Origin of the sequence: Alistipes sp. ZOR0009 (genome assembly GCF_000798815.1) — a bacterium.
GTDB lineage: Bacteria > Bacteroidota > Bacteroidia > Bacteroidales > ZOR0009 > Acetobacteroides.
In genome coordinates this window covers 34,721-48,641 of sequence record NZ_JTLD01000048.1, presented here as the reverse complement: position 1 = coordinate 48,641, position 13,921 = coordinate 34,721, and the positions used below count along the sequence as shown (strand labels likewise).

The window sequence follows — 13,921 nt, the reverse complement described above, 5'->3', positions numbered from 1 at the left end:
TGTAGTCCATAGGGGAATCGAACCCCTGTTACAAGAATGAAAATCTTGCGTCCTAACCCCTAGACGAATGGACCGTCGTTGAATTCGGGTGCAAAAGTACAAACAATTTCTAGATCTGCAATAGCTGCCACAAAAACATTCCGATGCAAAAGCCTACCACAAGGCTCCAAACCGCGAATATTTCAATAGTCATCCCTGTTTATCAAACCATTGCCAAAAAGCATTCTCACCTCTAAAAAAAGCACAAAATCTAGATCACAGGCTTTACGACGGCTTCTGCCAACACGCCAACGGCCCCATTCGCCTTTATTTTTCACAAAAAAGAACGTTACATCCCCAAAAAGATTTGAATGTAAAAAGCAAAACATGCATTTTTGTCCTATAAATGTTTAACCCTTAAAAAGGAAGATACCATGGATAGCAAAGAAAAGATCGTTAGCGCATTTAAGAATGCAGGAAAGCCTTTAAAGGCTGGCGAAGTAGCTGATGCTGCACAGGTTGACAAGAAAGAGGTTGATAAAATCATTAAGGAACTTGTAGGAACAGGTGAAGTTATTTCTCCTAAAAGATGCTTCTACGAGCTTAAAAAGTAATTCACAACAAATAAAACGACGGATTACTGCATGTCACTAGCTCTTGAAAATATTGATTTTACAAAAGTATCTCTGGTTGGTGATCGTATTCTTGTAAAACCCAAGAGCGAACAAGAACGAACCAAAACAGGTCTATTTCTTCCACCGGGAGTGCAAGAAAAGGAGGTTATTCAGGTTGGCTACGTTGTGAAAGCAGGGCCTGGCTACCCTATTCCAGCCATTACCGATAGCGAAGAACCTTGGAAAGATAATAAGGAGGAGGTGAAGTACGTTCCTCTTCAACCAAAAGAGGGCGACTTGGTTGTCTACCTACAAAATAGCGCTTGGGAGCTTAAAATTAACGATCAAAAGTTGTTTATTTTACCGAATAACGCTGTTTTGCTAATTGTTAGCAACCAAGATCTGTTTAAGTAATGAACGCTCCTTTAGTAGATTTACACACCCACAACAGGGATAAGGGAGATCACCTCAAGGTGGTTTCCCTATTCTTGGGTGATAGTAAACCTAAGGAACTTCCGTTTTCGGTTGGCATCCACCCCTACCACGCCAACACCTCTTTAGACGATCTACCTCTGCGCTTCGAAATGTACCAGGAGATGGTGGCCGTTGGCGAAATTGGGCTAGATAGAACAATCGACATCCCCATAGATGTGCAGCACCGTACATTTACGAAGCAGATAGAAATAGCGATTGCCCGCAACCTTCCGGTTATACTGCATTGCGTAAAAGCATATGCAGATATGCTTAGCATACTAAAGCGCTACCCCAACCATCCTTTTATATTTCATGCCTTCGATGCAAAGGGAAACATCCTTGAGTCATTACTAAAATACAACTGCTACTTCTCGGTAGGAATGCGAGAACTTACACGCCCAAAGGCGGCCGAACGAATAAAAAAAATACCAATCGACAGGCTCTTCTTAGAAACTGACGATGGAAATTCTCCCATACTTACCGTGTACGAATGCGCCTCGAGCCTGCTTGACACGGAAGTTGAACCCCTCGCAAAACAACTTTACATCAACTATAAACGACTTTTTAAATGAGCAACTGGACCGAAAGAACGCTACTACTAGTGGGAGAAGGAAACTTCGAAACGCTTAAAAATGCCCACGTGCTTGTTGTTGGGCTTGGTGGCGTTGGCGCATATGCTGCCGAAATGATTTGCCGCGCTGGCGTTGGGGAAATGACCATTGTTGATGCAGATGTTGTGATGCCCTCCAACCGAAACAGGCAGCTCCCTGCACTAACCTCCACCCATGGGCTGCTTAAGGCAAACGTTATGGGCGATAGGCTGCTGGATATCAACCCAAACCTTAAGCTGCACGTTGTAGCCAAATACATTAAGGAGGAAGAAACCGACCAGGTGCTAGACTCGGCCAAATTCGATTTCGTGGTAGACTGCATAGACACCCTGGCCCCAAAAGTAAACCTCATTAAAAAGACGCTAGAACGAAAAATCCCGCTTGTAAGCAGCATGGGAGCAGGTGCCAAAACCGATCCTTCGAAGGTGGAGGTAAAGGATATCTCCAAGTCGCACCATTGCCCATTAGCGCATATGCTGCGTAAGAGGCTAAGCAAGCAGGGCATAAAAAAGGGATTTCAGGTCGTATTTTCGTCCGAAATAACCCGCCCCGAAGCCGTAATTCTTGTGGAGAACGAGCAAAACAAAAAAACTACGGTAGGAACCATCTCCTACATGCCGCCAATATTTGGATGCTTCTGCGCATCTGTAGCCATACGAACATTGCTTGGCGAGGTAGAAGTAAAAAAGGAGGGTTAGCCCTCTTTTTTGTAAAGTATCTCAAACGAGCCATTAGCCAAGCGCTTTATCTTACCTTTGCCCTATGGAAAACCGTAATCAAATAATTGCCGATGGGCTACAAAGCATGGGAATAGCGCACCTTACCCCCATGCAAAACGAAGTTATTGCCACCATCGAAGGAAGCAACCAGGTAGTTGTGCTCTCCCCTACTGGATCGGGCAAAACGCTGGCCTTTCTAATCCCCATCATACATCAGCTTAAAAGCAATGCTGGCTTCATTCAGGCCATCATCATCACCCCAACGCGCGAGCTTGCGCTTCAAATCGAGCAGGTTTTTCGCCATCTTAAAACGGGATTCAAGGTGGTTTGCTGCTACGGAGGTCACCCCTTTTGGATTGAGGCCAACAGCCTCAAAGAGCCACCTGCAGTTCTTGTAGGTACCCCAGGCCGCATTGCCGACCACATCCGAAGAGGCACCGTAGTCCCCGAGTCTATTACCTTTTTGGTACTCGACGAATTTGACAAATGCCTCGAGCTGGGCTACTCGGAGGAGATGGAGCAGGTAATAGGGAGCTTAGAATCGCTACATAAAATGGTGCTTACCTCGGCTACCGATGCGGTAAACATCCCCCCATACGTACCTATCGATAACCCTACCCGCATATCATACCTCAAGGAGACCGACCAGGAAGAGCGGCTATCCATCAAAATAGCTAGGGCAAAGCACCACGATAAGTATGGCGCGCTAGTTGACCTCATAGCCCAGCTGGGCGACACCACCATGCTCATCTTTGTAAACCATCGCGACGCGGCCGATAGGCTTAGCGCCCTACTTCTCGAAGACGAAATTATCTCCGACGTATTCCACGGTGGACTAGAGCAAAGCGAGCGAGAACGGTCGCTCATCAAATTCAGAAATGGCAGCATCAAGATCCTAGCCGCTACCGATCTCGCGGCTCGTGGGCTAGACATCCCCGAAATTGAGTACGTGGTACACTACCAGCTGCCCGAACAGGAGGATGCCTTTATCCACCGAAATGGACGAACAGCCCGCATGAAAGCCAACGGCTGCGCCATCCTGCTGCTAGCCGAAGACGAGGAAATCCCCCGCTACATAGACTCCGACTACGAAACCATCGAAATCGTAGAAAACATGGAGCTACCACCTGCCCCTGAGTGGATGACCATCTACATTGGCGCAGGCCGAAAGGATAAGATTAGCAAGGTGGATATTGTTGGATTCCTTATCCAGAAAGGCGAAATTGAAAAAGCGGATATTGGCAGAATTGACGTGCTAGATAAAACGTCGTTTGTTGCCGTAAAGCGCCATTTAGCCAACGACGTTGTTAAAAAAATTAGGCGCGAAAAGATAAAGAAGCAGACCCCACAAATAAACCTCTCGTGGTAAAGCAGCCTGCAATACTGGTCTAGCCAATGCAGCACCTCGACATTACAGCATACGCATTCCATCTTTTCGGAAGATAGGAATGCGTTTTTGCTTTAGGGGAAATCAGGGAGAAGCGTACTCACCAAAACACCTCCAGCCTCATTCCGACCACCTCAGAACCTCATCGACCCGGTTCCGAACCCCGTCGGATACGTTGCACAACCACTCCAGATACGTTATGCAACCCCAACGGATACGTTGCTCAACCCCGTCGGATACGTTCCGAACCCCGACCGACCACCTCAGAACCCCTCCGACCCGGTTCCGAACTCCGTCGGATACGTTATACAACCACTCCAGATACGTTATGCAACCCCAACGGATACGTTCCGAACCACCCCAGATACGTTGTATAACCCCAACGGATACGTTGCACACCCCCGTCGGATACGTTCCGAACCCCGACCGACCACCTCAGAACCCCTCCGACCCGGTTCCGAACTCCGTCGGATACGTTATACAACCACTCCAGATACGTTATGCAACCCCAACGGATACGTTCCGAACCACCCCAGATACGTTGTATAACCCCAACGGATACGTTGTATAACCCCAACGGATACGTTGCACAACCCCGTCGGATACGTTCCGAACCCCGACCGACCACCTCCGAACCCCTCTGACCCGGTTCCGAACCCCGTCGGATACGTTATACAACCACCCCAGATACGTTATGCAACCCCAACGGATACGTTCCGAACCACCTCGGATACGTTGTATAACCCCAACGGATACGTTGCTCAACCCCGTCGGATACGTTCTGAACCCCGACCAACCACCCCTATAGGTGGTAGCAACCACCTCTGAGGTGCATTGAACCACCTTGGTGGGTGTTCTCGACCACCCTTGCTGGTATTCCGTACCACCTTAGAGGCCCAACCGACCACCCTATAGGTGGTAGCGACCACCTCTGAGGTGCATTGAACCACCTTGGTAGGTGTTCCCGACCACCCTTACAGGTATTCCGTACCACCTTAGAGACCCAACCTACCACCCCTATAGGTGGTAGCGACCACCTCTGAGGTGCATTGAACCACCTTGGTAGGTGTTCCCGACCACCCTTGCTGGTATTCCGTACCACCTTAGAGAGCAACTGCGACTCATGCAGTTCGAATTCGAGGTCTAACTCCCTTTATTGTAGCTATCGAAGATGGGAAACGCCAGCAGAGAATATGCTGGCATAGCTGTGACATTGGTGCTAAACCGAAAAGAAAGGAGGATTGAGATCCTATAGCCATCAAAAGAAGATAGAGAAACGGAGATGCAAGTGTCGCAAAATAGGATCAAATCCCCCTGCTTATCGCAAGCTGTGATGCCAATGGTTTTGCGGTTGCCTAACCTCCGTTTCTCTATGCCGAATCATTCAGGGAAAGGGAATATCTTTTCCTAAAAAGGGATTAAAAAGAACCGTCGTAGTCGCAACGAAAGTTCTTTTGTCCCTAAACTTACACTTTATCTACTTTACCGCTTTTTTCAAAGCATCGGCTAAGGCAGCCTTAAATATGTTATACGACCAGGTTGCCCCCGATATGGCATCAACCTTATCAATATCTTTAACCTTTACGAGCATGCGTGGGTACTTTTTCACTCCAGCAAGGTCGTTTCGGCACTGCTTTATGTACTCGTCGTTTCCCTTATAGTACTTCTCGTAATCCTTATCGAAGTCTACCTTTTTCTCCTTATCCACAATCTTGTAGGCAACCTCGGCTATTTCGCCCTTCGCAATGGTAACCTTAACCTGCCCAAAGTAGGGTTCGGAGGTGTACTTGCCTCTCGATTCGCCAAAGTAAACCCCATTCTTAAGGCCCTTTTGAGGAGCGGTACCCAAGGAACCAAGCGCCACGATAAGCGCCATTAGAAGTAGTGCTGTTTTTTTCATTTATAAGCGAGCATTTGTTTTATGTGTAGATACGTAAAGGGCATTTTACCCTACGATAATTTGCTATTTTTTTCAAAAAAAATGTGGCGAGCCTCCTAAAACGAGACACCCGCCACAGCTATTCCGCGATTACCCTGCTGCTCTAAGAGGTTGGAAAGGCCATACTAGCCGTTCCTTACCAGATAGCGCAGGGTGCAGCTTTCTAAACGTCCTTCCGCTTTCGTTTTTTATGATGCTTATACACCAGCACCTTGTCAATCCGATTGCCGTCCATATCCATAACCTCGAAGGTAAAGCCCCTCCACACCATCTTGTCGGTAGCCTTCGGAATTACCTTAAGGTGATGCAGCATAAAGCCAGCAATGGTGTTGTACTCGAGCTGTATTGGCTCATAGTCGTCAATCTCCATCGTCTCTATCATATCCGAGAAAAGCGCCTTTCCATCCATCAGGTAGCTCCCATCTTCCCGCTTTATGATGGAAGGTTCCTGCTCGTTGGTGATATCGCCCACCAGCTCGTCGAGAATATCGTTAATGGTAACAATACCCTCCACCTCGCCGTACTCGTTTACCACAAAGCCAAAGTGGATTTTGGTCTCCTTAAATTTTTCGAGCACCTTGTAAGCCTTTTGGTTGGCTGGCAGAAAAAGAGCAGCTCTAACGCACTCCCTCAAGTCGATTGGTTCTTGCGCCGCAATCTTCTTAAACAGATCCTTCGTAAAAACAACGCCTAAAACATTATCCACCGATTTATCGCAAAGCGGATAGATGGAGTGCTCGTTGTCTACCATCTTCTTTAGGTTATCGCTAAGAGGATCGTTCACATCCAGCCAGGCGACATCGCTGCGCACGGTCATCAGCTTTTCGATGCGCAGATCGCCAATAAAGAAGACATTCTCCACAATATCCTGCTCTATTTCGTCAATAGTTCCGTACGATGCACCCTCCTCTACCAGCGCCTTAATCTCCTCCTCGGTTACCTGCGAGGCCTCCGATTTTTTGACCCCAAATAGGCGGATAAAAAAATCGGTGGTGATTCCTAGAAGCCACACAAATGGCGCAGTAATCTTAGAGAGTAGAATCATCGGCTTGGCCGCCAGCAGCGCAATGGATTCGGGGTTGGTCATTCCGATACGCTTAGGAAGAAGCTCCCCTATAACGATGGACAGGAAGGTGATGATAACCACCACCAAGGTTATGGCCAAATCGTTGGCGTACCTAACGCTCACGCCCATATCAATAAGAAAGCCACCAATCATTTGAGAGATGCTTGCACCTCCAAATACCCCGGTCAAAATACCTATAGAGGTTATTCCGATCTGCACGGTAGACAGAAACTTGTTGGGATGCTCCGCCAGGTAAAGCACGTTTTTCGCGTTACGATTTCCCTTTCGTAGCAGCTCCTCCAACCTCGATTTCTTTGCAGATACAATTGATATTTCGGCCATCGAAAACAGCCCATTAAGAACAATAAGAATAACAATAATCAGAATTTCCTCTGCCATTTTACATCAGCTTTTCGTCGTACCTAAGATATGCCGATTTAAGTTAATTTAAAAACGGCTTTGGAATTCCAACTTTCGTTCCAACCTGCAAGGCTACCCTTTTGGCATCTTCGACCACGCTTGCAGGGTAACCGTTCATTTCCAGAATACGGATTGCGTTCCTTGTTTTCAGCACGCCATGCTTAATCTTGTAGTCGAAGTCGATATGGCAGCCATCAACCTGCTCGCAGAAATGGTACAGATCGTAGCCCTCCACCAGCAGCTCTGCCAGCTCAACATCGTGCGTCGAAACGAATACGATATTATCGTTCCGATTGAGCACCTGTAGCACCGCCTTTCCTGCGGCTATACGCTCTACGGTATTGGTACCCTTAAATATTTCGTCCAAAATAAACAGGCAGGATCCGGCCCCCTGAGATGCCTCCAAAAGGCGCTTTACGGAGAGCACCTCCTCAAAATAGTAGCTTTTGCTATTCATCAAATCGTCGGAGACACGCACCAGCGAGTGCAGCCGCATTGGCTGCGCACAAAACCGCCTTGCAAAGCAGGTATTGATCGTTTGAGCCGTAAGCATCCCAATGGCAACAGAGCGTATAAACGTCGTCTTCCCCGACATGTTGGAGCCTGTTAGCAAAACAGACTTACCGCTAATACTTATTGAGTTGTGAACCGCATTTATAACCAAGGGATGATAAATATCTTGAAGATCGAGCTGCTTCGGCTTTGCGGTAAAATCTGGCAGGCAGTAAAAGGGTAAGCTCTCGCGTAAAAAATGAACGGACATCGCGCTGTCCACCTCGCCTACAAAATCAAAAACTACGCTCAAATCCTCCTGCTTATCCTCTATAAGCTTAAAAGTTTGGTAAAGAAAGATGGGCTCCAGCAGCAGCATACTTTTTACAATTTCGAGCGCATACCAAAGCATTGTGGCCAAATCGTTATCCAACCCCACAACCACATTAAAGAAGCTCATTCTTCTCTTTATCCTATCCAGCTGCCGTGTAGCATTCACCACCTGCTCCATCTTTTTATAAGGCACCTTTACGGCTATCAGCTGCTTGGTTACCTTACTTAAATCTAAAAGAAGCGGAAGCGAATGGATGTAGGTAAAAAGCTGCTTCTTATTCCATATATGAATGCACACATTTACAACCGTAATGGCAAGCACCACGTATATCATACTAAAGAAAAAGAAGAAAAGAATAAGGCTAACCACATTACCAATAGCCAGCAGGTAAAGGACAGGCAGCCACCGAGGCTGCTCTACAATCTTATCGTAAATTAGCGAAACCAGATGATAGGCATCGTTATTCTTTATCTTGGCAAGCTGGTACTGAATCTGAAGTCGGCGCTGCTCCGACTCCTGGTAGTAACGAATAAGCGTCTCCTGCTCCTCAAAATCACCTGCATTGGGCGTTCTCAGCTTCCGATAAAGATGTTGCTGACCTACTACCGAAGTGGTTCTATCGGCAAACATAAAAAGCTCGTCAAAGTCAAAGTCTTCACAAGCCCTATCATCAACTACCTGAGATGTAAACCTTCCTTTGGTTTTATCGAATAGAGATCTTATTTTATCTATATTGCAATAGGTTGTCTTTATAAGTCCAGACGATTCTCTTAAAGATTCGATCGCCTGCTGTTTTTTATTGAACATTTTATTGAATAGTTAGTATTACGGCAGCAAATGTGTCAAAAAAATCGTGCCCTTCATACAAATCACCTCCCTTTTTTCCGTCGTTCCAGCATTTTTCATCCACCAGCAAGCCCTTCTTTTTCAGAGAAATTAAATCCTCGAAACAGCACATTATGCAACTAGGCACGTTTATTGTTATATGTAACTCAGGCAATATTGCTAAAAGATATAACCCAAAACATTACAGCAATGAAAGTAAAAGGTTATTTAGCAGCTAGCATCGCAGCGATAGCGCTAATTTCAGTAGGTTTTACCGGATGTGCACCATCAAAAGAAATGGTAAAACAAAAAAACGAAAAGGTTGCAAAGCAAGTCGAAGATCAGAGCTACACCTTCGAAGCAGCCACCATGTTTCCGGCAAGAGGAACAATGAAATCCCTAACTGGAGGATACTCGCTCAAAGTTTCTAAAGATACCGTTGAGGCCTACCTGCCCTTCTTTGGAAGAGCCTATCGGGCACCAATGTCGCCAGACGACTCTGGGATTAAATTCACCAGCACCAAGTTCGAATATAGCGTCCAACCAGCCAAAAAGGATGGATGGAATGTTACCATCAAGACAAAGGATGTGGCTAACGAATATGTGCTCAACCTTTACATTTCGAGCAGCGGACGCAGCAACCTACAGGTAACCTCGACAGATAAGGAAGGAATAAGCTTTTCGGGCAACCTGAAAGAGTGAAAATAGCGATACTTAGAAGTAGGCTGCCTTGCGTGCAGCCTATTTTTTTATGCATAGTTGAACAACAAACCGCAAATACGGCCGCCATTTAACCGTAAATATATCTTTTTATTTAATTTTTGTTTTATACCTTTGTGCCCCATTTTTCAAATTGAAACTATGCAAAATATAGATTTACTCACATGGTTTGGCTACTTAGCCTCTGTTGTTACCGCGATTTCGCTTTTAATGAGCCGCCCGCTAAAGCTGCGCTGGCTTAACCTCGCAGGGTCGTCGCTTTTTGCCGTATATGGTATTTTAATTGGAGCCTACCCCGTTGGCGTATTTAACGGGCTAATTGTGCTCATTGATGCCTACTACATCATCCAGATCTACCGATCAACCTCCTCTTTCCGTACGCTTATTGTCGAAAATCACAGTCAAGTGCTACAAATGTTTGTAAAGGAGTACGGAGATGACATAAACCAGAGCTTTCCTCGATTTAAAAACGAGTTCAACTCGAACAACTTTTTCGCCCTTCAAATCCGCGATATGGAAATTGCTGGTGTCATAGCCGGCAAGCTAGTCAACAAAAATGAGATTGAAATTGCGGTAGACTACACCTCACCTCGTAACAGGGACTACAAACCGGGCAAGTACTTTTTCACAAAGTCGAACGTTCTAAAAGAGCAGGGAATAAAAAAAGTATGGGCCAAAGCGCATACTCCAGCCCACGAGAATTACCTAAATAAAATGGGATTCACCAAGGAAGGTGAAGCATACAGCCTTGCTATTGCCTAATCCTTAAAACTTACTGGAGACCGATAGCGCCAACTTTTCGAGGAAGAGCCTATCGGTCTCATCAAACGTAGCTAGCTCTTCGCTATCCACATCCAAAATCATCACCACCTCGTCTCCTTTAAAAATAGGAACAACAATCTCCGATTTTGAAAGTGAGCTGCAGGCAATGTGACCAGGAAATAAATCTACATCTTCCACAACAATTGTCTTACGTTCGGTATAGCACGCCCCACAAACTCCTTTAGAAAAAGGAATACGGGTGCAGGCAACAGGCCCTTGAAATGGACCTAAAACGAGCTCTCCCTTTTTGGCAAAATAGAAGCCAACCCAAAAGAAATCCATCCCATATTTTAAGGCTGCAGCAACATTTGCAAGGTTGGCAATAAGGTCCTCTTCATAGCCAATCAGCGCATCAATTTGAGGGAGCAGCTCCTTGTACCGTTCCTCTTTCGAGGCCGATTTCGAAATCAAAATATCTTCTGCCATAATTATTTAACTTTTTATTAACAACTCCAGTAAGCTACTAGCATTCAAAAAGTAGGAAACAAATATAGCACCATTTTTGACAGCACAATGTGTTAGAAATATCACATAAAATTAGATTTTCTCGACTATTCTTCTATTTTTGCAAAACCTATGAAGAGGCTTATGTTTAAATCATCGATAATTGTGCTGGTTGTTGCGCTTCTTTCGCTAGCTGCTACAGACGTAGCTTCGGCGAATAGACGTCACCGCAAGCATACACCCAGAAAGGCGGACTCAACCGTCATTAAAAAAGAGACATTCTTACTTGAAAATGCAATCACCAACGTGGCAGATACCGTTGTTGAAAATCTTCTATCCTTCTCTAAGCAGTTTTTAGGAACTCCTTACAGGTATAGCGGAACATCAGCATCTGGCTTCGACTGCTCGGGATTTGTTGGTCACCTATTTAAGTCTAAAGGTGTTGATTTGCCAAGAAACAGTTCGGCAATGGCCAAAGTTGGCGAAGCCGTTGAAAAGACAGATTTGCAACCCGGCGACCTTGTATTCTTTAAAGGACGAGGACGCAGAAGCGGAGTTGGCCATGTGGGCATGGTTGTTCAAGCAAATGATAGCGGAGTATACATGGTTCACTCGTCAACCTCGAGAGGCGTAGTTGTAGAAGATTTCACCAAATCGCCCTACTTTAGAAATCGCTTTATAAAAGCAAAGCGAGTGGTTCAAAATCCTTCGACGATAAAGAATTAGCAAGATATAAGGTCGATAGAAATATCGGCCTTTTTTTTAATCGTATTCAAATCACCTTAGGCTTTATTTAATGAATGTAGTCATTGTTGAGGATGAGTATTTGTTGGCAGAGGAGTTGTCTGATCTTCTTTTTGAGATTGACCCTACAATTAATGTACTAGCAACTCTTGACTGCATATCGGAAAGCGTAAGGTGGCTTTCTGAGAATACTTGCGATCTTATTTTCCTAGACGTTAACCTCTCCGACGGCCTTTCCTTCTCCATTTTTGAACAAGTAAACGTCTCCACCCCGATTATATTTACAACCGCATTTGACAGCTACGCAATTAAGGCGTTTGAGGTAAATAGCGTAGACTACCTGCTTAAACCAATAGAAAAAGAGCGGCTAGAGAAAGCCATTCAAAAATATAGGCAGATGGCTCCTCAAACACCGAACCTGAGCGAGCTATACGACATGCTTACTTCGCGCTACAAAGCATTGAATCACAAAAAACGATTTATACTTACGTTAGGAGCCATACAAAAACCGGTAGAATCGAGCCAGGTTGCCTACTTCATGTCGGACAATAAGCATCTCTTTGCAATTACCAACGATAGTAAACGCTACTTTTACGACTCGACCCTTGCTAAACTCGAAGAAGAACTTGATCCTAAGGAGTTTTTTAGATTAAGCAGAAAGTACTACGCCAATATAAACAGCGTTAAAGAGCTTGTATCGTACTCCAAAAGTAGAATTAAGGTAAAGCTTTGTCCAGAAACAGAGGATGACGTTATTATTAGCCATGCACGCGCAAACGAGTTTAAAAAGTGGCTAAACGATTAAACATCAATAAGCGTATTACCATAATAATCGTTTGTGGCATATCTATGCTACTACTCTTCTTTGCAGGGCTATTTATCCTACAACGAATTATAAAAGAGGCCGAAAGTAATTCGGATAACCTAGGTGAGTACATCAACAAAAGTAACCTGAACCTAATACTAGGAAAACTAAACCGATATACAGTTTACATTGATAATGCAGAATACCTAACCACACAAACAAACATCGAGGATGAAAACATTCTACGAATTTGCGAGAAACAAATCTCTAAGGATTCGACTGTAAGAAGCCTTTTGATTAGACCGATACAGAAGAAAGACTCAACCCTACAGCCGTTAGACGTCATTAAAATCGGCAACATACCATACTTAAGCATCAACATACCAAGTTATAGACCCAATAAAAAAAAATATACTATTAGGCTGCTCATAAACCTCACAAAATTTCATAACGAAATTGCGCTTGAAAAAAACATAAAGGGGGCTTACATTACCATCTCGACAGCTAACCGAAAAACAATATACCATCCAGAGGAACACCGGATTGCAACTCACAATTCTGACATTTCTAAAAGAAACTTCAGAGATAAATACAACCTACTCTCTTCAAAAGAAAAAAATGTATACTCCAATTTTCTTGGACTAAAAGTCGACCGCTACACCATTCCTACACCTCTGGCTCATTCTCAAGTTTTTATTTCAATTAATGTTGTTCGATTTGAACTTGTAGATTTTACAGAAAAGATAAGGAAAAACATCTGGCTTTTAATCGTTATGCCGCTAGTTCTTTTTATTTCCTTTCTGATGTGGGGAATTAAAATATGGCAAGGCGAAACCCAGAGAAGAAGAAATGCAGAGCAAAAAATGCTCAACCTAAAGCTGATAAATGAGATTCAGTCAACGCAGATGATTGCCTCCGATTTGGAAATACTAAAGAGTGGCATCAACCCACACTTTCTATTTAACTCACTCGGCTCTCTCAAAACTTTAATCAAAAAACATCCAGAACAGGCCGTTGAGTTTACTCAGCTGCTATCGAACCAGTACAGATACCTTCTTGATACCGAGAAAAAAACGTCAGTCATCCTACGTGAAGAACTTGAATTTACCAAGCACTATATCAACATTCAGAAAATAAGGTTCAAGGATTCGATTACGATTGACCTTGCTATTGAAGAGCAGTGGATGGACAAGTTCGTTCCACCTCTTTCGGTACAGACACTAGTAGAAAACAGCATAAAGCATAACTCAGCAAGTACAAGCAATCCGTTGAGGATATCCATTACATGCAAAGACGGTTATGTTACCATAGAAAATACGCTTAACAAGCGGTCAAGCGTAGTAGAGAGCACAGGAAAAGGTCAGGTAAACCTAATTAGAAGGTATAGCTACCTCACTGAGCGTCCCTGCATTTTTAAAATCGTAGATGGAAAGTATTTAGCAAGCATCCCGTTACTTCAAAAATAGCGGTTTACTTCAGAGGGAACACCAACACCACCCTCCTTTTCACTCTCTTTTTTTCCCATT

15 protein-coding genes and 1 tRNA gene are annotated in these 13,921 nt (G+C 44.6%); 10 read left to right on the top strand and 6 right to left on the bottom strand.

Going from position 1 to position 13,921, the window contains the following annotated elements; all coding sequences use genetic code 11:
- Positions 1-2 precede the first annotated feature (2 nt).
- Positions 3-74 (bottom strand) — tRNA-Glu (locus L990_RS13630).
- A gap of 339 nt (positions 75-413) precedes the next feature.
- On the opposite strand from L990_RS13630, the gene L990_RS13620 reads away from it, so the two are divergent.
- From L990_RS13620 to L990_RS13600, 5 genes are all read left to right on the top strand, one after another.
- Complete coding sequence (locus L990_RS13620; RefSeq protein WP_047450460.1) at positions 414-593, top strand: hypothetical protein; 180 nt, start codon at positions 414-416, stop codon at positions 591-593.
- Between the two features lie 30 nt (positions 594-623).
- A complete protein-coding gene (locus L990_RS13615) occupies positions 624-1,007 on the top strand; it encodes a co-chaperone GroES family protein (RefSeq protein WP_047450425.1) in 384 nt (127 codons plus the stop codon).
- Positions 1,007-1,639 (top strand): TatD family hydrolase, encoded by a 633-nt coding sequence (locus tag L990_RS13610; protein ID WP_047450422.1) that lies wholly within the window; start codon positions 1,007-1,009, stop codon positions 1,637-1,639. Before L990_RS13615 ends, L990_RS13610 begins: the two co-directional genes overlap by 1 nt.
- A complete protein-coding gene (locus L990_RS13605; RefSeq protein ID WP_047450419.1) occupies positions 1,636-2,376 on the top strand; it encodes a ThiF family adenylyltransferase in 741 nt (246 codons plus the stop codon). Before L990_RS13610 ends, L990_RS13605 begins: the two co-directional genes overlap by 4 nt.
- A 64-nt stretch (positions 2,377-2,440) precedes the next feature.
- Entirely contained in the window at positions 2,441-3,766 is a 1,326-nt protein-coding gene (locus L990_RS13600) for a DEAD/DEAH box helicase (RefSeq protein ID WP_047450416.1), read from the top strand.
- A gap of 1,495 nt (positions 3,767-5,261) precedes the next feature.
- On the opposite strand, the gene L990_RS19355 is transcribed toward L990_RS13600, so the two are convergent.
- From L990_RS19355 to L990_RS20070, 4 genes are all read right to left on the bottom strand, one after another.
- On the bottom strand, positions 5,262-5,684 hold the full coding sequence (locus L990_RS19355) for an FMN-binding protein (protein WP_052181021.1): 423 nt from the start codon (positions 5,682-5,684) through the stop codon (positions 5,262-5,264).
- Between the two features lie 202 nt (positions 5,685-5,886).
- A complete protein-coding gene (locus L990_RS13590; protein WP_047450410.1) occupies positions 5,887-7,188 on the bottom strand; it encodes a hemolysin family protein in 1,302 nt (433 codons plus the stop codon).
- A 43-nt stretch (positions 7,189-7,231) separates the two neighbouring features.
- The gene (locus tag L990_RS13585; RefSeq protein WP_052181020.1) at positions 7,232-8,842 is read right to left on the bottom strand and encodes a MutS-related protein; all 1,611 of its coding nucleotides are present in this window, start codon (positions 8,840-8,842) and stop codon (positions 7,232-7,234) included.
- 1 nt (position 8,843) lies between these two features.
- The gene (locus L990_RS20070) at positions 8,844-8,993 is read right to left on the bottom strand and encodes a hypothetical protein (protein ID WP_156121591.1); all 150 of its coding nucleotides are present in this window, start codon (positions 8,991-8,993) and stop codon (positions 8,844-8,846) included.
- A gap of 77 nt (positions 8,994-9,070) precedes the next feature.
- Here L990_RS20070 and L990_RS13580 point away from each other — a divergent pair, with 77 nt between their 5' ends.
- Together L990_RS13580 and L990_RS13575 are read left to right on the top strand one after the other, a co-directional pair.
- Entirely contained in the window at positions 9,071-9,562 is a 492-nt protein-coding gene (locus tag L990_RS13580) for a DUF4251 domain-containing protein (protein WP_047450407.1), read from the top strand.
- 57 nt (positions 9,563-9,619) lie between these two features.
- Complete coding sequence (locus L990_RS13575; protein WP_081981714.1) at positions 9,620-10,342, top strand: YgjV family protein; 723 nt, start codon at positions 9,620-9,622, stop codon at positions 10,340-10,342.
- 3 nt (positions 10,343-10,345) lie between these two features.
- Here the strand turns inward: L990_RS13575 and L990_RS13570 are convergent, their stop codons facing one another.
- Complete coding sequence (locus L990_RS13570; RefSeq protein ID WP_047450401.1) at positions 10,346-10,828, bottom strand: GAF domain-containing protein; 483 nt, start codon at positions 10,826-10,828, stop codon at positions 10,346-10,348.
- A 162-nt stretch (positions 10,829-10,990) separates the two neighbouring features.
- Between L990_RS13570 and L990_RS13565 the strand changes: the two genes are divergently transcribed.
- The 3 genes from L990_RS13565 (at position 10,991) to L990_RS19350 (ending at position 13,861) form a co-directional block, all read left to right on the top strand.
- On the top strand, positions 10,991-11,572 hold the full coding sequence (locus tag L990_RS13565) for a C40 family peptidase (RefSeq protein ID WP_052181019.1): 582 nt from the start codon (positions 10,991-10,993) through the stop codon (positions 11,570-11,572).
- 70 nt (positions 11,573-11,642) lie between these two features.
- Positions 11,643-12,395, top strand: a complete 753-nt coding sequence (locus L990_RS13560) for a LytR/AlgR family response regulator transcription factor (RefSeq protein WP_047450399.1) — start codon at positions 11,643-11,645, stop codon at positions 12,393-12,395.
- Complete coding sequence (locus L990_RS19350) at positions 12,380-13,861, top strand: sensor histidine kinase (RefSeq protein WP_156121589.1); 1,482 nt, start codon at positions 12,380-12,382, stop codon at positions 13,859-13,861. Before L990_RS13560 ends, L990_RS19350 begins: the two co-directional genes overlap by 16 nt.
- Positions 13,862-13,921: the final 60 nt, after the last annotated feature.

Bases quoted from the DNA above. Each gene is read 5' to 3' on its own strand.
- L990_RS13570 (WP_047450401.1), bottom strand. From the start codon at position 10,828: ATGGCAGAAGATATTTTGATTTCGAAATCGGCCTCGAAAGAGGAACGG.
- L990_RS13620 (WP_047450460.1), top strand. From the start codon at position 414: ATGGATAGCAAAGAAAAGATCGTTAGCGCATTTAAGAATGCAGGAAAG.
- L990_RS13585 (WP_052181020.1), bottom strand. From the start codon at position 8,842: ATGTTCAATAAAAAACAGCAGGCGATCGAATCTTTAAGAGAATCGTCT.
- L990_RS19355 (WP_052181021.1), bottom strand. From the start codon at position 5,684: ATGAAAAAAACAGCACTACTTCTAATGGCGCTTATCGTGGCGCTTGGT.
- L990_RS13580 (WP_047450407.1), top strand. From the start codon at position 9,071: ATGAAAGTAAAAGGTTATTTAGCAGCTAGCATCGCAGCGATAGCGCTA.
- L990_RS13615 (WP_047450425.1), top strand. From the start codon at position 624: ATGTCACTAGCTCTTGAAAATATTGATTTTACAAAAGTATCTCTGGTT.
- L990_RS13590 (WP_047450410.1), bottom strand. From the start codon at position 7,188: ATGGCAGAGGAAATTCTGATTATTGTTATTCTTATTGTTCTTAATGGG.
- L990_RS13610 (WP_047450422.1), top strand. From the start codon at position 1,007: ATGAACGCTCCTTTAGTAGATTTACACACCCACAACAGGGATAAGGGA.
- L990_RS13560 (WP_047450399.1), top strand. From the start codon at position 11,643: ATGAATGTAGTCATTGTTGAGGATGAGTATTTGTTGGCAGAGGAGTTG.
- L990_RS13600 (WP_047450416.1), top strand. From the start codon at position 2,441: ATGGAAAACCGTAATCAAATAATTGCCGATGGGCTACAAAGCATGGGA.
- L990_RS13605 (WP_047450419.1), top strand. From the start codon at position 1,636: ATGAGCAACTGGACCGAAAGAACGCTACTACTAGTGGGAGAAGGAAAC.
- L990_RS20070 (WP_156121591.1), bottom strand. From the start codon at position 8,993: ATGTGCTGTTTCGAGGATTTAATTTCTCTGAAAAAGAAGGGCTTGCTG.
- L990_RS13565 (WP_052181019.1), top strand. From the start codon at position 10,991: ATGTTTAAATCATCGATAATTGTGCTGGTTGTTGCGCTTCTTTCGCTA.